This is a genomic window from Lachnospira eligens, from assembly GCF_009680455.1.
Taxonomy (GTDB): domain Bacteria; phylum Bacillota; class Clostridia; order Lachnospirales; family Lachnospiraceae; genus Lachnospira; species Lachnospira eligens_A.
Genome location: NZ_WKRD01000005.1, coordinates 165,936 through 185,335 on the forward strand (window position 1 = coordinate 165,936; position 19,400 = coordinate 185,335).

A 19,400-nucleotide genomic window follows, 5' to 3' on the forward strand; every position below is an offset into this window, starting at 1 on the left:
ATGCATTTTCAGGCTTTATTAAGACTTTCAGACAGACTTTTTCCAATTTTCTTTCGTGTAATCTCAACAAGACCAAGCTTGGTGATGTCAACGATTGTAGTGTTTACTATATCCTTTTTTGCCAGAGATTTCAAATGTTCCATCAGAATATCGCAATTTCTCTGATTCATATTAATAAAATCAACGATAATAATTCCCGAGAGATTTCTTACCTTAATCTGCTGGCACAGCTTGTCTGCGGCTTCAAGATTAGTTTTTAATGCAGAAGCCTCGATTGCTTCCATGCTCTTTGCCTTAGCTACATTCTTACCAGAATTAACATCAATGACAGAAAGTGCTTCAGTCTGTTCGATAATAAGATATCCACCTGATTTTAACCAGACCTTCTTGGAAAGAGCGGTATCTATCTCTTTTTCTATAGAATAGAGCTTGTATAAAGGCCATAATTCATCTTTATACATACGGATACTTATATTACTGCTATGAGGCAGATATGTTTCTAATTCATTATATATAGCCGGAATATCTGTGATAATCTCAACACTGTCTTTTCCAGACAGATGAACAATTTCCTCAATATATCCAGGTCTGTCTTTATGTACAAGTGTATAGAACTTTGAAAAAACAGCTTTTTGGAGCATATCAGTGTATTCGTCACACAATGTGTTTACATCTTTAATAATATCATCAATATCAGCATCAGCACAGCCGCTTCTTAATATTATTCCGAAATTTGAAAGATAATCATAGCCTGTTTTTTCTATGGCTTCCTGCTGCTTCTGAATGAGAATGTCAGCAACACGTTTTTTTATCTCTGTGATTGTTTCATTAGATTTTATCTTTTTTGAAATGTGAACACCTTTTACATCGTTGGAAACAACTGAATAATTGCCGGTAAGCTCTATCTTTGAAGATACCTTTGCAGGTTTGGTTTTAAGCGGCTCAGTTATAACTTTTACGAGAATTCTGTCGCCCTGACATATTGCAGGATTGTTTTTCTCATTAAAAAATATTGGTGCTTTGTTGTCTGGTATAGAGTAATAACATTTCTGCTTATCCTCTATCTCAATAAATGCAGCGTTAATATTCTTAACTACATTTTCAACTCTTCCAACATATATGTTACCAACAACACTGCCACTATCTAAAGGCTTAAGATAGTGGCAGGTATTATCAGAAGTATATATGCAACAGAAGATTTTATTGTTAATATCTGTGATTATATATTTATATTCCATAAATTATCTGTTCCATGTTTTAATATTTCTATAGAAGCATGTTCTGTTTCCAGTGTGGCATGCAGCACCAACCTGACGAACCTTTGCAAGAATAGTATCATTGTCACAGTCGATGTCAAGAGAACCTACATACTGGAAATGACCTGATGTAAGACCTTTAATCCAGAGCTCCTGACGGCTTCTGCTGTAATAAGTCATAATGCCTGTTTCTAAAGTCTTATTGAAGGCTTCCTCATTCATGTAAGCAAGCATAAGGACTTCACCATTGACATAATCCTGTACAACAACAGGAATAAGACCATTGGCGTCAAGCTTTAAATCCTTAAACGAAATATCAGCCTTAGGCATTGCTGATGCCTTGCTGTAAGATGCTCCGGATTCAAAAAGATTTACAGCCTCCTTAAGGTCAATACGTTTTTCATAGATTGCCTTACCGATAATTGCACCATGGATACCGGCATCATTAATATGTGTAAGATCATCCATGCAGCTCATGCCGCCTGAAGCAATAATATCAATGCCTGTTTTATCAGAAAGAATCTTAGTCTGTTCAACATTAGGACCGGCAAGCATACCATCCTTTGATATATCAGTATACACAATTGTCTGTACACCGATATCCTTCATTGCAAGTGCGAGTGAAAGAGCAGTCTTATCACTGACCTTCTCCCAGCCCTCGATGGCCACAAGACCATCCTTTGCATCAACACCTACAACAATATGTTCAGCACCGAATCTGTCAATGGCAGCCTTAATAAAATCAGGATTCTCAACAGCCTTAGTACCGATAATAACTCTGTATACGCCGAGATCAAGAACCTCCTGAATGTTTTCAAGAGTACGGATTCCACCGCCCATCTGTACAGGAACATTAACGCTTGAACATATCTTTTTAATAGTTTCTGCATTAACACCGTGTCCTTTCAAAGCACCATCAAGGTCAACAGTATGTATAAACTGTGCTCCTGCCTCTTCAAAGCTTTTGGCTATCTCGTAAGGTCTTTCAGAATATACAGTAACTTCATTAAAAAGTCCCTTCTTTAAGCGGACACACTGCCCGTCTTTAACATCAATTGCTGGATATAATCGCATATATGTAACTCCTTAAGTATATTTAGAGACTTCCCTTAGTAGAGAGAATTGTCTTGATTCTTGTATCTTTAACAGTTGCCTCATCCAATGCCTTTGCAAATGCTTTAAACATGCCTTCAATAATGTGATGATCGTTCTCACCTGCAATCTTTCTTATATGAAGATTCATGCCTGCACTGTAGGATATTGCATAGAAGAATTCTTTAACCATCTGTGTATCAAAGTATCCAACGCTGTCTGCTGTAAATGTAGATTCAAAGCCAAGATATGGTCTTCCTGAAAGGTCTATGGCACACATGATAAGTGTTTCATCCATAGGAAGAATAATATCACCATATCTTTTTATGGACATCTTATCTCCGATAGCTTCTTTGATAGCTTCACCAAGTACAATTCCGACATCTTCGATAGTATGGTGGCAGTCAACTATTAGGTCACCAGTTACCTTTAACTTAAGGTCAAAAAGACCATGCTTTGCAAAACTTTTTAACATATGGTCGAAAAAACCGATTCCTGTATCGACCTCTGCTTCTCCCAAACCATCAATTCTTAAAAATAAAGCAATATCAGTTTCACTTGTTTTTCTTTTTACAGTTGCCTGTCTGATTTCAGATACAGCCATATAATCCCCGTTTCCGCGCCAGTGCGCTAATTAATTTTCAAATCTTACCTTAATTGAATTAGCATGAGCTGTAAGATGCTCTGCTGTAGCAAATTTCTCAATATCTGTGTGGATAGCTTCAAGAGCATTTCTAGAATATGAAATAATGCTTGATTTCTTAATGAAGTCATCAACACTTAAAGGCGAGAAGAACTTAGCTGTTCCATTAGTAGGAAGAACGTGGTTAGGACCTGCAAAGTAATCACCAAGAGGCTCTGAACTATATTCTCCAAGGAAGATAGCACCTGCGTTCTTAACCTTAGTCATAACATCAAAAGGATTCTTAGTAACAATTTCCATATGTTCTGATGCAATCTCGTTAGCAACATCTACAGCCTCGTCAATATCCTTAGCAACAAGAATATATCCGTAATTATCAAGTGATTTCTGGATAATTTCCTTTCTTGATAATTCAGCTACAAACTTATCAACCTCTGCAGATACCTTATGTGCAAGGTCTTCACTTGTAGTTACAAGAATTGCAGATGCCATCTCATCATGTTCAGCCTGTGATAAAAGATCTGCTGCAACATAACGAGGATTAGCAGTCTCATCGGCAATTACAAGAATCTCACTAGGACCAGCCACAGAATCAATGCTTACATAACCAAATACAGCCTTTTTAGCAAGGGCAACATATATGTTACCAGGGCCACATATCTTATCAACCTTAGGAATTGATTTTGTACCATATGCCATAGCTGCAACAGCCTGTGCTCCGCCAGCTTTATATATAACATCAACTCCAGCCTCTTTAGCTGCAACAAGTGTTGTAGGATATACCTTTCCTTCTTTATCAGGTGGAGTACACATTATAATCTGCTCAACACCTGCAACCTTTGCTGGAAGAACATTCATAAGAACTGATGAAGGATAGGCAGCCTTTCCTCCGGGTACATACACACCGACTCTTGCAAGTGCAGTAACCTTCTGGCCTAATATAGTTCCGTCAGGCTTAGAATCAAACCAGCTGTACTGTTTCTGCTTCTCATGGAAAGAACGAATATTAACGATAGCCTTTCTTATAACCTCAATAAGTTCAGGGTCAACTAAAGAGTATGCTTCTTCAATCTCTGCCTCTGTTACGACAATATTGTCAGCATTGATATCAGCCTTATCAAAATTCTTAGTATATTCAAATAAAGCCTCATCGCCCTTTGTCTTGATATTAAGAAGAATCTCAGCAACTGCCGATTCGAACTTTCCATAGCTGTTAGGACTTCTCTTTAAAAGATTCTCTAAAATATTATTCTTACTTTCATCTGTTAATTCAACGATACGCATTATATTTCCTCCTTGTTTTGCGAAGCAAAATCCGAACTCCATAGTGAGGAGAGGAATTTTCCTCCTTGTTATATCCCCTGTGTTTCTATATATTTCTTGACATCATTAATAAGCTTGTTAATTCGCTCCTGCTCCATCTTCATGCTTACCTGGTTTACAACCATTCTCGCAGAAAGAGGACACACCTCTTCGAGGACTTCAAGACCATTTTCTCTTAAAGTTGCACCTGTCTCAACGATATCAACGATAACCTCTGCAAGACCTACAATAGGTGCTAATTCTACAGAACCGTTAAGCTTGATAATCTCTACAGTCTGATGCTTTATATTATTAAAATAATCCTTTGCAATGTTAGGATACTTAGAAGCAACTCTTATAAGCTCATGATGCTGTAACTTTTCTCTTGCTGATTCAGGACCACATACACACATTCTGCATTTGCCCATCTGAAGGTCATATACTTCATAAAGACTTCTTCCTTCTTCAAGAATTGTATCCTTACCTACAATACCGATATCGGCCGCACCATATTCTACATATGTAGGAACATCAGATGGCTTTGATAAAAAGAAACGGAATCCTAATTCTTCATTAGTGAAGATAAGCTTTCTTGTCTTTTCATCCTTCATCTCTTCGCAAGGAATACCAATCTGTTCAAATATCTCCATTGCCTTCTTTGCAAGACGGCCTTTTGCTAATGCAATAGTTATATATCTCATTAAAATGTACCTCCTACAAGGCTTTTTACAGCTGCTCTTTCATTTTTCCCTGATTCATCAATAACTCTTATTGTTGAATCAGAAGCGTATTCATCATCAATAAATGCTACATTTACTAATGAAGATTCTTTAGCATATTCAATATATTGAGAATCAGACTTGCTGTCTTTATATTCAATCATGCAGACATTAACACCAGTACTTCTTAATTTCTTAGATACATTTATAGCATCACCAAGCCTGTCAGCATTGTATACAAGAAGTGTTCCATTAGCGTCGTGTGGGATGTGGATATTCTGTCTGTTAAGTGCGGCTATAAGTCTGTCAATTGTGATAGAGAAACCAATAGATGCCTTGTCACAGCCAAACTGACCGAGCAGCTTGTCATAACGTCCGCCATTCACAACAGGCTCCCCTGTTCCAAATGTATATGCATGGAATATAATTCCAGTATAGTATGCATGCTCAGATAAATCTCCTAAATCAAAAGAGATATATTTATCGTAATTGTTATTCTTAAGAAGCTCATATAACTCCTCAAGTCTGTTAACAGCCTGTATGCACTCTTCTTCATCTGTTAAAGATTTAGCCTTTTCAAGCACCTCTGTACCACCAAATAACTGAGGAAGTTCAAGCAATGCTTTGGCAACTGCATCATCAATATTAAGACTATCTAAGAGTTCTTCAACACCGAAGTAATTCTTATCCTTGATAAGTCTTAATAATTCTTCTGCAGAATCTCCTGTAATGCCAGCTTTATGTAAAAGACCATTAAAGAAAGCAACGTTACCAAGCTCAACCTGAAACTCTGTAAGACCTGCTGATAACATGCAGTCAATAACCATAGAGATAATCTCATAATCTGCTGCCAGAGAGTTATCATTGATAAGCTCTGCACCAAGCATTGTATTTTCTTTAAGTCTTCCCTGATAATACTTGCTTACATTGATAAATGTATTGCCAAGATAACAGAGCTTGACTGGAAGAACTCTGTCTTCAAAATATTTTGCTGTAGCTCTTGCTATAGATGGTGTCATATCCGGTCTTAATACTAAAGTGTTTCCGTATCTGTCAAAAAGCTTGAACATTTCATTAGACGGTACACTTCCACGTTCTTTATTGAATACATCAAAGAATTCAATAGAAGGTGTCTGTATATCATTATATCCATATGATGCACAGACATCATGAAGACGATTCTCAATGACCTTCTTTTCTGCACATTCTGTACTGTATATATCGCGCACACCCTCTGGTGTATGTAGTAAATCTTTCTTCATAAATGTATATCCTTTCGTTATATTGAATGCTTTAATGCGTTGAAGTGATACTATGCTAACACACTAAATTTGTATGAATTATACATAAATATGTAGTTATTGTCAACAAACTATTTATCAGAATCTTCGATTTCTCCGTGCAGGAACTCCTTATAGATTATATATCTGTTGCCTCCTTTAGAACGTGCCATATTAATTGCTTTTTGGATTTTTTTCTTAATAAGGTCTAAATCCTTTCCATTATCAGGATATCTTCCTATGCCAATAGAAAATTCTATATTATATGATGAATCAATAAATTTACAATGCCATGAAATCTGGGTCCTAATATGCTCCAAAAATGCACGCAATTTAACTTCTTTATTGATGTTTTTAATAGCAATAATGTACTTAAAATCATTCAGACGACCTAATACACCACGGTCATCAATTGCTTTTAATATGGTATCTTCAATTACATATGTTATTCTGTGGCATTCGTCATCAGTATGTGTAGCCTTAAACTGCTCAATATTGTCAACTTCAAGATATATAAGCGAAAGCTGGCAGTTATTATCGGATTCTATGTTTTTTATACAGAATTCTTTTATAGCAGGTTCAGGCTGCATAATTAGTAAATTTCTATTTTCAGCAGTTTCATTTTTAAATGCTTTAATCTGCTGCTGTAATTTTTTATTAAGCTCACGGATAACTAAAACATCAGATATATGTAATTCAAGGTATTCAGATGAATCAGTATTAGGTATAACTTTCTTTTCTATATCAACAATTACCCATCGGTATGAATTATCTATTCTTCGCATCCGTATACACATGGATTTCTTGATTTCAGGTCTTAAACTGTTGGCAACATCAATAAAATCGTCAATGTCAACCTGATGAATAGCATCCATAATTGAATAATGTTTTGACATTCCAAGGAACAGATACATAGGCTCATTTGCAGTTACTATTGAGAAATTTCTGTCAACTACAGCATATCCATTAGTAAGTTCATATTCATCAATATAATTATTATAGTTATTATAAGCATTATGATTATCACTAATCATCTAACCCCCTGCCTTTCTATCGTAATTCTATATCCTTCTGGATTGTTTCCAGATAATGAACAGGAATTCCCTGATTTGCATATATACGGAAATTCTGGTTTATTTCTTTATATGTGAAGCTTTTCCGACCACCATTTTCACTTCTTTCCCAAAAACTGATTATATCAGAAAATGGTACATAATAGAACTCATCTCTTGAAGAAAAATATATAATTATGAAGGAGATACCGTCCTGTTTCTCAAATTCACGCATGAATTCAATCTGATGTTCATGGATGTTCTGAATTGGAAATGTATCTGTTGCACATTCTTTTGCATCAAAACATACAGGAATTCCCTGAACAACACCAATATAGTCAACCGTACTTTTCTGGTCAAAATATGCCAGTGTAATATGTCTTGTGCTTTGGTCTATATTAATTGGTTTTATGGGTGTTGGAATCTTTTGGACAAGTGCAAGATGTGAAGTCCTGTATTTATCATTAGACATATTAATAAGGTCTTCTAATGTAGAGCCTCTAAGTCCTCTTGAATTCCAGGTCGGCATAACTGTTCTCCTTTCATGACATTTTTAAAAGAATCAGGTATTGCAGCGTATATATGAATGTCCATATCTGGAATATCTAATTCATATGAATGAAGCATCTGGTCTTTTACTTTGTATTGTCTGTTAAATGTATCATTAACAGATTTCTGACCGTATTTATAATCACCTATAAGAGGATGTCCGATACTTGCAAGATGAGCTCTTATCTGATGGCTTCGTCCTGTAAGAAGATGAATCTTTAGCAGAGTCACATTGCCATTACAACATACCGGAATATACTCTGTCTCAATCGGAAGTGAATCTTTAGTTTCAGTCCTGCTTATAGTCACTTTATTAGTTTTGTTATCTTTATACAGATATCCTTTTATTAAAGCATGCTTATCAACGTTTCCCTTTACAATGCACAGATAGTACTTTCCAAGGGTTCTCTGTTTAAATGCTTCCGATAACTGCTGTAATCCTTTAGTAGTCTTTCCAGCTGCTACAATTCCGCTTGTATTACGGTCTAATCTGTTGCATATGCCCGGCTTGAATGACGCTAAATCACCGGCGTTAAGTTCTCCCTTATGTATAAGGTGTGCAATTAAATATTCAACAAGTGACACATCTTCAGGCTTTGCCTTCTGTGAAAGCATGCCAGAAGGCTTATTAATGAATATAACATCAGAATTCTCATAGATTATATCAAGTGGCCTGTATATTCTGTTGTAGTAGTCGTCATTAACTGTTCTGTTATTATCAGCTGAGAATTTTTCAAATGTCTCATCAGAAAAGAAAATCTTGATTATATCACCACATTTTAATTTCTCATCACCTGTTGCTTTGGAATTATTGAGTGTAATATTCTTTTTTCTCAGCATTTTGTAAAGAAAGCTCTTAGGGGCGTTGGATAAATAACGCTCAAGACAGCGCATCATCTTCTGACCTGCGAGCTTTTCATCAATGTTAATTTCTTTCATATAATACCTGCTTAATTACATGCTCATTCTTAGTAATGCGTCTGTTATATACTGTTTTCTGTCAAGGCTGTTTTCCTTGCTCACATCAAAATTCAAGGCTGCATTCTTAACTTTTTCAAGATATGTATCCTTATCCTTATAAAGAAGGACAGCACATGTAAGCTTCTCATTCTTCAAGAACTCCTTAACACTTGTCTCGAAAAGGTTCTTGTCAGCTTTAGCAGCACTTGTATAGGCAAGTATCTGGTTATCACTGATAACTGCTGCCATAATACCAACAGGCTTCTGCTTATTGGATACAACAAGGTCATAGACGCTGTTTAATTCGCCTTTACGTTCTTCAATAGCACTCTTTAATTCTTCGTCACAGTTCTTATGTGGAATAAGAACAAAGTATGATACTGCAAATTTGGCAGCAGGCAGAACAAGTACAACAGCAAGCATTGTAAGGTAGTTATTCTTTGATTTCCATATTATGAAACCAATGATAAATATTACGAGTACAACAGCAAATGCAATAATTGTTTTAATCATATTGCGGCTTTTTTTATAGGCAAGATAACCGAACTCACCTTTTTCTACTTTTTTCATTACTTCTGCTCCTTATTTTTCTAGGTGGAATAAGACATTTTGGACCAAATCCAATCAGGTCATTTCTGTTGTTGGCAAGAAGTGCTTCTTTTACAAGATCGTAATTCTCAGGCTTCTTGTACTGGATAAGTGCTCTCTGCATCTCTTTTTCATGATGGGATACAGGTGTATATACCTTTTCCATTGTTCTTGGGTCATAACCTGTATAATACATACATGTTGAGAGTGTTGACGGTGTGGGATAAAAATCCTGTACCTGTTCTGGCATATAGCCTAAGTCACGCACATATTCAGCAAGCTCAATAGCCTCTTTCATGGTTGAACCCGGATGGCTGGACATAAGATATGGCACTACAAACTGCTCTTTTCCTGTCTTATCATTAATTCTTTTATAGCGTTTAATAAAGCTGTCATATACCGCTCTTGAAGGTTTACCCATTCTTGATAAAACCTTATCTGATATATGCTCTGGTGCAACACGGAGCTGTCCGCTAATATGATTCTCACACAATTCTCTTAAAAATGTATCATCAGAATCTTCCATACAATAATCAAATCGTATGCCTGACCTTATAAATACTTTCTTAACAGAAGGAATCTTACGAAGCTTTCTTAAAAGGCTTATATAATCCTTGTGTTCCACGACAAGATTCTTACATGGCTTAGGAAAAAGACACTGTTTATTGACACATGCTCCCTTACTTAACTGCTTGTCACAGGCTGTTCTTCTGAAATTAGCTGTAGGGCCGCCAACATCATGAATATATCCCTTAAAATCGGGGTCATGTGTCATCAATTCGGCTTCTTCTATTATATTTTCATGGCTTCTTGTCTGTATGATACGTCCCTGATGGAAGGTAAGCGCACAGAATGAACATCCGCCGAAGCATCCTCTGTTGCTTGTAAGAGAGAATTTAATCTCTGATAATGCAGGAATACCACCCATTTTCTTATATACAGGGTGATAATCTCTCATATAAGGCAGTGAATATACATCGTCCATCTCCATCTGTGTAAGCGGCATCGCCGGAGGGTTCTGTACGACATACATTTTTTCCTTAACCTTTTCAACAAGAATCCTGGCGCTGAAAGCATCAGTATTAATGTACTGTGTATAGAAGCTCTCAGCATATTTCTTCTTATCAGCTGCAATCTCATCATAGCTTGGAAGCTCTATATAATCATCATATATGTGATCAAGGCTTTTTGCTTTATATACAGTGCCTCTTATATATGTGATGTCTTTAACATCAATTCCGGCTTCAAGCGCCTCTGCTATCTCTACAATAGAATGTTCGCCCATTCCGTAAGAGATAATATCTGCACCCGAATCAATAAGGATTGAATGTTTCATCTTATCAGACCAGTAATCATAGTGCGACATTCTTCTTAATGAAGCCTCAATGCCACCAATAATAATAGGTGTTTTCTTATATGTCTGTCTTATAAGATTACAATATACAATAGTTGCATAATCGGGACGCATGCCCATTTTGCCCCCAGGCGAATATGCGTCATTCTTTCTGTGCTTTTTATTGACTGTATAATGATTAACCATTGAATCCATATTACCTGCAGAAACAAGAAATCCTAATCTTGGTTCTCCGAGGATTGTAATTGATTCTTTCTTTTTCCAGTCAGGCTGTGCAATAATGCCAACCTTATAACCACGGCTTTCTAATAGCCTTGTTATAATAGCCATTCCAAAAGAAGAATGGTCAACATAGGCATCTCCGCATATATACACGAAGTCGCACTGCTGCCAGCCCCTTTTTTTCATATCTTCTCTGCTAATTGGAAGAAAATCCTTAACCATGGAATTCTCCTTATCTTTTAATCTGGTTTCGTTGTAATATTGATATCTCTTTTTTGGTAAGTGCTCTGTATTCACCTGTTTTTAGGCTTTCATCAAGTGGTAATGCACCAAATGTTATACGCTTAAGGAACAGAACCTCTGAACCTATGGCAGTAAACATTCTCTTTACCTGATGAAACTTCCCCTCATGTATTGTTACATGAATCTCAGAATAATCCTTATCAGAATTATAGCTTAATACCTTTAATATGGCAGGAAGTGCTGTCAGCTCTTCATCAACGAATAGTCCATCAGCAAACTGCTTAACTTCCATATCACTTATCTTACCTTTAACTTTGGCATAATAAGTCTTATCAACATGCTTTTTAGGTGATAGCAGATCATGTGCCATAGCACCATCATTCGTAATTATAAGAAGCCCTTCGGTGTCCTTATCAAGTCTTCCTACCGGAAAAAGGTCTTTTCTGTTATTAGTTTTAATAAGGTCAATCACTGTTGTACATGTATTGTCATCAGTTGCCGAAACAACACCGGCAGGCTTGTTAAGCATAAAATACTCATATTCATGATAGCCCACAGCATTACCATCTACATTTACAGAATCACCATCTGTATTAATCTTTGATTCAGGCTTTGTCACAATATTGTCATTAACAGTGACTCTCTTTTTTCTTATCAGTTCTTTAACTTCACTGCGTGTACCAACCTGCATGTCTGCAAGATATTTATCAAGTCTTATAAGCATTTACATCCATCTCCAGCCTGCAAGATATTTATTTTTTAACTGTCCGTTAGCGTTCTTGCCCCATCCAAGTGGATAGCCATCAACACATACAAGTGTCCAGCCAGATTTGACATTAAAATCATCAATATCGATAGTCTCTCCTTTAAGATATCTGATTACTCTGTCATCTGAAACAGGAAGGTCAAGACAGTTATTAAACTGATCCTTAGTAAGTGCCATTGCAAATGCCTGACTCGGTTCAAAACGGTTCTTCTTAAGTTCACCTAGCAGCAGACCATTTCTTATAATTCTTAAACCGCGTTCATCTGCCATATAAGGAGATGTAAGAAAGACCCTTGTATCTCTTATATTGATATAAGCAGGGTCATATTCAAATGTGGTGCTGTCCATGAACTCCTTTAATTCATCAGGAAGCTTTGTCTTTCCTGATACAGGTCTTTTAGAAGATGTATAATCTTCGCCGTCTTTCTCAAATAATGCCACAAAATGTCCTTCTCCAGGCATCTTATGAGGAAATATTCTGACAGCCTTCTCAAGATGATATCCTTCATCAGTATCAAAGCCGTGTGAGAAACCTTCATATGGCTTGATATCTATAAGGCGCATATCAGGTCTGTTGGTAAGAAGATGTATTACTGAATCTTCATCCTCCAGCTTTGAAAATGTGCATGTAGAATATAATAATTTACCACCCGGTTTTAACATGTCAGCACCGGCAAGAATGATATTCCTCTGAATCTGTGAATAGAACTCCGGACCGTTCTTTTCCCATGCTTTGATAAGCTTATTGTCTTTTCTGAACATTCCTTCACCTGAGCATGGAGCATCAATAAGTACTTTGTCAAAGAATCCTGAGAATCTTGAAGCTATACCCACAGGGTCTTCATTAAGGACGCACAGATTAGGAACACCGAATACTTCAACATTCTTAAGAAGTGCTTTGGCACGCGAATTGCTTATATCATTGGTTATAATTAGTCCTGTTTTGTTTAATTTGGCTGCAAGCTCTGTTGATTTTCCACCGGGAGCTGCACACATATCAAATACAACATCTCCTTCCTCAATCGGAAGAACATTGGCAGGTGTCATGGCACTAGGCTCCTGAATATAATATAAGCCTGCAAAATAATATGGGTGTTTAGCAGGCTTGTCATCTTCTGAATAATAGAATCCGTTCTCAATCCAAGGAACAGGTTCTAACTTAAACGGACATATCTTAAGGAAATCCTCTGTTGAAATTTTAAGGTTATTGACACGCAGTCCATATAATCTCTTATCATTAAAGCTTTCTATATAGCTGTCATATTCATCACCTAACATCATTTTCATTGATTCTGTATATTTCTCTGGTAAATTCACTTTGTATACCTCAATTCTGTATAGTTTCTGTAATGAGTTACTGCACTGACTGTGCCCGGTAATCCTCAGCAATTATATCCAACTGGCGTGAAAATCTTGAAAGTTCATTAACATCGCCTTTTTCAAATATTTCATAGAATTCATCCTGGATTTTTATAACAACCTGCTTATTGGCAACCTTGTACAGATTCTGGATTGTACTTAATATATCTGAAACAATATTTGCCTTAACCATAAAGTAGGTCTGGGAATTAATAATTTCATCATGGATAGATGACATTTCGTTATCAAGTGTTATAAGTGCATCTGATGCCGCATTTAGTCTTTCTTTCACATGTGCAGGAATTTCACCATTATATTTGTATTGCAGTGAATGTTCAATAATTGCCCAGAAATTCATGCCAAGAGTTCTTATCTGAATCTCTACGGGTATAATAGTAGTTCCTTTCACTGTCTCAACTTCATAATGAACTATAAGATGATAACTTCTATAACCACTCTCTTTAATATTTTTAATATAATCTTTCTCACTTATTACAGTCATGTCTTTTCGTTTCTTGATAAGTTTCACAACTGTATATATATCTTCCGTAAACTGACATATAAGTCTTATGCCTGCAATATCAAAAAGTTTTTCCTGAATTTTATCGATTTCAATCCCTCTGCGCTGTGCTTTTTCTATTATACTAGAAATACTTTTTACACGTCCTAAAACCTGTTCTATGGGTGAATAGACACCTGCCTGACGATATTCTTTAATTATATGGTTGAATTTTATCTGAAGTTCTTCCACCGCTAGATCATAAGGTGTAAGAATTTCCTTCCACATCTGAATTTCCATTGTAGTCTCCATTTCAGCTTTTATTGCATAATTATGTTTCATTATAACACATAAAAACATATTTTTGAGAATATTATTAAATATCTATTATTAAAGAGGCTGTATGATAAGCATAATACTTATTCTTTTATTTGTGTTTTCGGTATTATCGGTTCCTGTGTGTCACGGAGTGATTTCCGGACTATATCTTTATGGCATGAAAATATTTCCGGGATTATTTATATCTTTTATTCTCACTAATATTCTTGTAAGAATTCTGCAGCAAAAAAATATTAATAATCCATGGATACTTGTAATAACAGGTCTTATGACAGGCTTTCCAAACGGAGCCTATATCTGCTCATGGTACAATAAAAATAATCCTGAAAACAGACTCGGGAACATGCTTGCCGGCATAATCAATATTCCCAGTCCGGCATTTCTTATAAGCTATGTATATATTAATATCCTCGAAAAATGTATCAGTCTGCCAATGTTTCTTGCACTGACATATACACCGGTAATATTATGTTCATATATGGCAATTCTGTTTTTTAGGGATAAAGATAATAAAAAAGACAATGCTCCACATATAAAAAATGACAAAAAACTGATATTCCATTTCTTTGAAGAAGCTGTAGACAGTTCAATTAATACTGCTCTGACGTTGGGAGCTTACGTTATTATTTTCTCTGTCATTGTAAATATTATAATGCATTTTTCACAAAGCAATACCGCTGGTTTGTTAATATCATATTTATTTGAAATATCAAATGGTCTTGCCATAATTAAAAATGCCGGAATTCCTATGAATATAACAGTATTATTGACAGTATTACTTGATGCATTTGGCGGAGTATGCATTATTATGCAGACAAAAAGCATATGCAGCAGTTATATAAGCATAAAAAAATACATATATCAGAAACTTGTACTGTGTATAGTAACACTTGCAATGACTTATCTGCTGATATATGTATTAAATATACTATAAGATTATTAATTGTTATTCATTATTGTCTGTATCCGTGGAATCCGAATCTTCCGAATTGTTTTGCACAGTTTCTTCAGTTTCTCCTTCTTCAATACCACTAAGCTCATTCCTATTATTATTGACAACAGATAATACATTTTCTAGACCTGATAATAACGAATCATATTTTTCTTTATTATCCTTAATTGAATGTTCAATAATATACTGAAGTTTTGCAAGCATATCATCTGTGTACTGCATAGCACCATACCTTATGCTGTTTGCTTCCTCTGTTGCATTATCCAGGATAGCCTGTGCCTGTGCTGTAGCCTGTTCAATAAGCTCATTAGCCTGTGCATAAGCTCTCTGCATAATTTCATGCTCATTAATAAGTTCTTCAGTCTGAACCTGTGCTGCATTAATAATAGCATCAGCCTGTTCCTTGGCATCTGCAAGAATAGCATCTTTATTGCTTAAAATCTTCTGATATTTCTTAACTTCATCAGGAGTTTTTAATCTTAATTCTGTAAGCATATCCTCTAACTGCTCTTTATTAACAATAATCTTAACATTAGATAATGGATAATATTTACAGGTATCAATATAACTTTCAATATCACTTATTAACTGCTCAATTCTGCTCATCGTTTTACTCCTTTAATAGTATTTTGATTATTTTGTGATTCCATACTTCTCATAGACTCTGTCTATAATCTCTTCCGGAACGAACTTTTTAATATCCCCGCCATACATAGCCATCTCTTTAACGATGCTGGAACTTAAATATGCATACTTCAGGCTTGTTGTAAGAAATACCGTATCAATCCCAGGAGCCGCAACTCTGTTAGTCTGCGACATTGCAAGCTCATATTCAAAATCAGTGACAGCTCTTAATCCCCTTATTATCACAGAAACGTTATGTTCTGCAGCAAAATCCACCAGTAATCCACTAAAGCTTAATACTTCAACATTAGGCAGATCCTTTGTCACTTCTCTTAACATATTAACACGCTCTTCCACTGAAAACAATGGTGTTTTGGTACTGTTATTTAAAACGCCAACTATCAGATGCTCAACAAGACTTGCTGAACGCCTGATTATATCCAAATGTCCTAATGTCACCGGGTCAAAACTTCCTGGATAAATCGCTTTTTTCACAGTTATTCACTCTCCTTTAATCGTATAAAAATATGCTTATTAGTTTTATAATTCTTAATCTTTACAGTCTCAAATCCACATTCATCAATATAATCCAAAGGCACATTAAGAGCCTCCTCAATTACAATAATTGTATATCTGTCTACAATATCCGAATGTGATAATGCAAGTAATACGTCATATTCATAGTCTTTTCCATAAGGTGGATCCATAAATATAATATCAAATACTCCGCTGCCTGATAATCTGTTTATTGCAGACAAAACATCCTGTTCCATTACAACAGCCTTAGGGGAAAGTTTTGTAAATGTAAGATTATCTTTAATAACAGCTATTGCCTGTCTTGCATTTTCTACAAGAACAGCTTCTTTTGCACCACGGCTTAACGCCTCAATACCTATCGCACCACTTCCTGAATATAAATCAAGAAACCTGCATCCTGCAATATCTGATTGTAACATATTGAACAATGTTTCTTTAATTCTGTCAGTAGTTGGTCTTGTGTTGTCACCTTCAGCAGCCTTTAAAGGCATGCTTCTGGCAATTCCAGCTATTACTCTCATAAATATCAGTTCCTTTATATTTTATTCAAAAAAATTCTTTAATTCTGCACGAGAATTAATCTGCAGTTTATTAAATATAACTTTCATATTGGACTTTACAGTACTCTCAGCAATAAAGAGCTGTTCAGCAATTTCTTTATTAGAAAATCTCTGTGATGCAAGCTTTGCAACATCTGCCTCACGTACAGTAAGTCCATAATCTGCAAGGGCATGTCCAGCTTTTTTTATTGATTTAACCCCTTTTTCATAACCCTTTGAAATCTTTATAACATTTCTGATAAAGCCTTGATTATCATGGCCTATAACAGTTTCTGCCATAAGCTCAGATATGCTGCTGTAATTATGTACAAAAGGCATATATATTCTGTCTGGTTCAGCAAGCTTTATGGCCTCTTTAAGAAACTTATGGGCTTTAATTGTCTCACCTGTTTCTTTATTCGCAATTGCAAGATATATATATGTATATATCTGTGGAAGGATATAAGAAAAAAGATTGTTAAGTCCTAAAAGCTGACCGCTTATACCAAGAAAATGATGATACTCACGATTAAGTATAAGATATTTTCCAAACACAATGTTAACAAAACTAAGAGAGAAGAAATTAACGGAATCTTCAATCTTTTTCTGGTCTTTAATCCATGCAGCAATTTTATCCTGCTGTTCTATATCAGAATACATACATGCATGGCATATATCCGAAAGCTTTTCAAGCGATTTGGATTTTCGGGTATCCCTTCTTGCCACAGCTTCAATTTTGTGCATATTTTCCTTATACTGATCATTAAATCCTCTGTAGAGTGCTATATTTGCAAGAATATAATATGCAGCAATGTATATAGCATACTGATTACGGCTGTCTGCCATATATATTGCTTTCTGACAGAGAATCTCAGCTCCGTCAAGGTCACCTCTGTTATATAAAACATCAGCACGCATCAGAGCTTCAAAACCTTTTCCATGACCATTCGTTATTCTGTAATAATCAGGTGCACACTGTTCAAGCGTTTCAAGTTCCTTATCAAGTGCTCCAGACTGTCTGTGATATAACATCATAATTGAAGGGCATTCATAATTAAATGGAAAGCCACCGGCAATTATATTTACAGGTGATTTAGAAATAGAAAGAATAATATTAAAACCTTCTCTCATTTTTCCAAAATCATTATATTCTGTAAAAGCTTTTATAAACTGTATCTCCGCCATGTAAGAATTCTTCTTGTTGTCACTTAAAACTGAATCCTTACAGATATCTGATGTTATATCCGTAAGAAGAGTTTCAACCATATGCTTCTCATTAAACATAAGCAGTGAGAAACATATAATCAAAGAAAATTCATAATGTCCCTCTTTTTCTATATCCCAGTAGTGATTGGCAATGTCCGTAAATACATCTTTATTCTGCTTAATTACATAAGGATATATATCTATAAAATCAATATTATGCTGATATATTTTCCTATATTCCTTTGAGTGGCTGTAAAGCTTCATCGCTTCAAAGTAATTACCATCATCAAGATTCGTATCAGCAGCTCTGAGTGTAATCTTAGTAACTTCATCAACAGGCATTTCGTCAAGAACCTGAAGAATGAATCCGTCAAACATAGGATTAAAGCTGTACCTTCTTGTATGCTCATCATAATTAATTAACGGAATTGAATTAAGAAGTTTAAGACACATTTTTTCTTCTAAAAAAGTCTGCTTCATGCACTGGTTAAGATTAAAGCTTGAAAATACGCTCATGGTAGCAAGAAATTGTCTTTCATCATCAGACAACTCCAGCCATACATTATTTTCAATAAATGTATACGCTTTATCAAGCACAGTCTTATCTGCATCGGTATGTTTATTCTTATAGGCTTCCATGTATAGATGTACTACATATGGCCATCCCAGAGTCTTATTAAATATATCTTTAGAAGTTTCTTTATCAAGAATAATTTCATTAAGTCTGAAATAATCTTCAATATCTTCCTGTGAAAATGCAAAATCCTTTTTTGTGATTCCCAACGCATCATCCTTAGTTATAAGATTAATAATACTCTGATTAGTTAATTTTTTTAATATAAATGCATATCTCAATCCTACTGCGGTTGATAAATATGATGCAGCAAATATTCTGCACATATTATCATCAAATATATCATCAAAGTTATCAATCACAAGCAGAGCAGAGAATTTCTCTGAATTCATAATAGATAAAAGATTAATAACTTCATTAATAGCATAATCCGAATCAGGAAATCCAATTTTCTTAAAAGCTGCAGCCAATGTATTATCAAACATTTTGACAGCATTGCAGAAATTATCCCAAAAAATCTCTCTGGAACTTTCTGCATCTATCCATAAAACAGTATACCCTGGGTAATTCTTAAAAAAAGTCCTTATTACTTTGGATTTACCATATCCTGTAGGCGCATAAATAAAGCTGTATCTATACATCTCAAATCTTGAAAGTTTGTCTTTAAGACTGCCCGAAATGTATGCTCTGTTCGATAGATTTTTAATATGAGCCATCAGTTTTCCCCCTCTGTTAATTCAGACTG

Annotated in this window: 19 protein-coding genes; 1 reads left to right on the plus strand and 18 read right to left on the minus strand. The window is 35.4% G+C overall.

Going from position 1 to position 19,400, the window contains the following annotated elements:
- Positions 1–8: 8 nt before the first annotated feature.
- The 14 genes from GKE48_RS07950 to GKE48_RS08015 form a co-directional block, all read right to left on the minus strand.
- On the minus strand, positions 9–1,238 hold the full coding sequence (locus GKE48_RS07950) for a ribonuclease E/G (protein WP_154300817.1): 1,230 nt from the start codon (positions 1,236–1,238) through the stop codon (positions 9–11).
- Positions 1,239–1,241: 3 nt separating this feature from the next.
- Positions 1,242–2,330: a 1-(5-phosphoribosyl)-5-[(5-phosphoribosylamino)methylideneamino]imidazole-4-carboxamide isomerase gene (gene hisA / locus GKE48_RS07955; protein ID WP_154300818.1), complete on the minus strand. Its 1,089-nt coding sequence runs from the start codon at positions 2,328–2,330 to the stop codon at positions 1,242–1,244.
- A gap of 22 nt (positions 2,331–2,352) precedes the next feature.
- Positions 2,353–2,952 (minus strand): imidazoleglycerol-phosphate dehydratase HisB, encoded by a 600-nt coding sequence (gene hisB, locus GKE48_RS07960; protein ID WP_154300819.1) that lies wholly within the window; start codon positions 2,950–2,952, stop codon positions 2,353–2,355.
- Between the two features lie 30 nt (positions 2,953–2,982).
- Positions 2,983–4,275 (minus strand): histidinol dehydrogenase, encoded by a 1,293-nt coding sequence (hisD, locus tag GKE48_RS07965; protein WP_022098589.1) that lies wholly within the window; start codon positions 4,273–4,275, stop codon positions 2,983–2,985.
- 68 nt (positions 4,276–4,343) lie between these two features.
- Complete coding sequence (gene hisG, locus GKE48_RS07970; RefSeq protein WP_022098590.1) at positions 4,344–4,994, minus strand: ATP phosphoribosyltransferase; 651 nt, start codon at positions 4,992–4,994, stop codon at positions 4,344–4,346.
- Positions 4,994–6,274 carry an ATP phosphoribosyltransferase regulatory subunit gene (gene hisZ, locus GKE48_RS07975; RefSeq protein WP_154300820.1) on the minus strand — a complete coding sequence of 427 codons (1,281 nt, stop codon included), beginning with the start codon at positions 6,272–6,274 and terminating at the stop codon, positions 4,994–4,996. The genes hisG and hisZ overlap by 1 nt, the downstream gene beginning before the upstream one ends.
- 110 nt (positions 6,275–6,384) lie before the next feature.
- Entirely contained in the window at positions 6,385–7,326 is a 942-nt protein-coding gene (locus GKE48_RS07980; RefSeq protein WP_055214954.1) for a diguanylate cyclase domain-containing protein, read from the minus strand.
- 16 nt (positions 7,327–7,342) lie between these two features.
- Positions 7,343–7,873 carry a Holliday junction resolvase RecU gene (locus GKE48_RS07985; RefSeq protein ID WP_022098593.1) on the minus strand — a complete coding sequence of 177 codons (531 nt, stop codon included), beginning with the start codon at positions 7,871–7,873 and terminating at the stop codon, positions 7,343–7,345.
- The gene (locus GKE48_RS07990) at positions 7,831–8,832 is read right to left on the minus strand and encodes an RluA family pseudouridine synthase (RefSeq protein WP_154300821.1); all 1,002 of its coding nucleotides are present in this window, start codon (positions 8,830–8,832) and stop codon (positions 7,831–7,833) included. Before GKE48_RS07990 ends, GKE48_RS07985 begins: the two co-directional genes overlap by 43 nt.
- Positions 8,833–8,847: 15 nt before the next feature.
- Positions 8,848–9,423: a hypothetical protein gene (locus tag GKE48_RS07995; RefSeq protein WP_022098595.1), complete on the minus strand. Its 576-nt coding sequence runs from the start codon at positions 9,421–9,423 to the stop codon at positions 8,848–8,850.
- Positions 9,401–11,239, minus strand: a complete 1,839-nt coding sequence (locus tag GKE48_RS08000) for a YgiQ family radical SAM protein (protein WP_012739265.1) — start codon at positions 11,237–11,239, stop codon at positions 9,401–9,403. The genes GKE48_RS07995 and GKE48_RS08000 overlap by 23 nt, the downstream gene beginning before the upstream one ends.
- 10 nt (positions 11,240–11,249) lie before the next feature.
- Positions 11,250–11,984 carry a pseudouridine synthase gene (locus GKE48_RS08005; protein WP_154300822.1) on the minus strand — a complete coding sequence of 245 codons (735 nt, stop codon included), beginning with the start codon at positions 11,982–11,984 and terminating at the stop codon, positions 11,250–11,252.
- Positions 11,985–13,343, minus strand: coding sequence for an RsmB/NOP family class I SAM-dependent RNA methyltransferase (locus GKE48_RS08010; RefSeq protein ID WP_330583105.1), 1,359 nt, complete (start codon positions 13,341–13,343; stop codon positions 11,985–11,987).
- 37 nt (positions 13,344–13,380) lie between these two features.
- Positions 13,381–14,184 carry a GTP pyrophosphokinase gene (locus GKE48_RS08015; protein WP_055214964.1) on the minus strand — a complete coding sequence of 268 codons (804 nt, stop codon included), beginning with the start codon at positions 14,182–14,184 and terminating at the stop codon, positions 13,381–13,383.
- 103 nt (positions 14,185–14,287) lie between these two features.
- On the opposite strand from GKE48_RS08015, the gene GKE48_RS08020 reads away from it, so the two are divergent.
- On the plus strand, positions 14,288–15,157 hold the full coding sequence (locus GKE48_RS08020) for a hypothetical protein (protein ID WP_154300823.1): 870 nt from the start codon (positions 14,288–14,290) through the stop codon (positions 15,155–15,157).
- 12 nt (positions 15,158–15,169) lie between these two features.
- On the opposite strand, the gene GKE48_RS08025 is transcribed toward GKE48_RS08020, so the two are convergent.
- The 4 genes from GKE48_RS08025 to GKE48_RS08040 are packed head-to-tail and all read right to left on the minus strand — an operon-like array spanning position 15,170 to position 19,371.
- Positions 15,170–15,781 carry an ATP synthase subunit B family protein gene (locus GKE48_RS08025; protein ID WP_022098601.1) on the minus strand — a complete coding sequence of 204 codons (612 nt, stop codon included), beginning with the start codon at positions 15,779–15,781 and terminating at the stop codon, positions 15,170–15,172.
- Positions 15,782–15,808: 27 nt separating this feature from the next.
- Complete coding sequence (gene coaD, locus GKE48_RS08030) at positions 15,809–16,294, minus strand: pantetheine-phosphate adenylyltransferase (RefSeq protein WP_330583106.1); 486 nt, start codon at positions 16,292–16,294, stop codon at positions 15,809–15,811.
- Positions 16,295–16,296: 2 nt separating this feature from the next.
- Positions 16,297–16,875, minus strand: a complete 579-nt coding sequence (rsmD, locus tag GKE48_RS08035) for a 16S rRNA (guanine(966)-N(2))-methyltransferase RsmD (RefSeq protein ID WP_330375390.1) — start codon at positions 16,873–16,875, stop codon at positions 16,297–16,299.
- Positions 16,876–16,878: 3 nt separating this feature from the next.
- Complete coding sequence (locus GKE48_RS08040; RefSeq protein WP_055285617.1) at positions 16,879–19,371, minus strand: LuxR family transcriptional regulator; 2,493 nt, start codon at positions 19,369–19,371, stop codon at positions 16,879–16,881.
- Positions 19,372–19,400: the final 29 nt, after the last annotated feature.

Bases quoted from the DNA above. Each gene is read 5' to 3' on its own strand.
- GKE48_RS08040 (WP_055285617.1), bottom strand. From the start codon at position 19,371: ATGGCTCATATTAAAAATCTATCGAACAGAGCATACATTTCGGGCAGT.
- GKE48_RS08000 (WP_012739265.1), bottom strand. From the start codon at position 11,239: ATGGTTAAGGATTTTCTTCCAATTAGCAGAGAAGATATGAAAAAAAGG.
- GKE48_RS08015 (WP_055214964.1), bottom strand. From the start codon at position 14,184: ATGGAAATTCAGATGTGGAAGGAAATTCTTACACCTTATGATCTAGCG.
- GKE48_RS07980 (WP_055214954.1), bottom strand. From the start codon at position 7,326: ATGATTAGTGATAATCATAATGCTTATAATAACTATAATAATTATATT.
- hisB (WP_154300819.1), bottom strand. From the start codon at position 2,952: ATGGCTGTATCTGAAATCAGACAGGCAACTGTAAAAAGAAAAACAAGT.
- hisZ (WP_154300820.1), bottom strand. From the start codon at position 6,274: ATGAAGAAAGATTTACTACATACACCAGAGGGTGTGCGCGATATATAC.
- GKE48_RS07985 (WP_022098593.1), bottom strand. From the start codon at position 7,873: ATGCCGACCTGGAATTCAAGAGGACTTAGAGGCTCTACATTAGAAGAC.
- GKE48_RS08025 (WP_022098601.1), bottom strand. From the start codon at position 15,781: ATGAGCAGAATTGAGCAGTTAATAAGTGATATTGAAAGTTATATTGAT.
- GKE48_RS07995 (WP_022098595.1), bottom strand. From the start codon at position 9,423: ATGAAAAAAGTAGAAAAAGGTGAGTTCGGTTATCTTGCCTATAAAAAA.
- GKE48_RS07950 (WP_154300817.1), bottom strand. From the start codon at position 1,238: ATGGAATATAAATATATAATCACAGATATTAACAATAAAATCTTCTGT.
- GKE48_RS08005 (WP_154300822.1), bottom strand. From the start codon at position 11,984: ATGCTTATAAGACTTGATAAATATCTTGCAGACATGCAGGTTGGTACA.
- hisD (WP_022098589.1), bottom strand. From the start codon at position 4,275: ATGCGTATCGTTGAATTAACAGATGAAAGTAAGAATAATATTTTAGAG.
- GKE48_RS08020 (WP_154300823.1), top strand. From the start codon at position 14,288: ATGATAAGCATAATACTTATTCTTTTATTTGTGTTTTCGGTATTATCG.
- hisG (WP_022098590.1), bottom strand. From the start codon at position 4,994: ATGAGATATATAACTATTGCATTAGCAAAAGGCCGTCTTGCAAAGAAG.
- GKE48_RS07990 (WP_154300821.1), bottom strand. From the start codon at position 8,832: ATGAAAGAAATTAACATTGATGAAAAGCTCGCAGGTCAGAAGATGATG.
- hisA (WP_154300818.1), bottom strand. From the start codon at position 2,330: ATGCGATTATATCCAGCAATTGATGTTAAAGACGGGCAGTGTGTCCGC.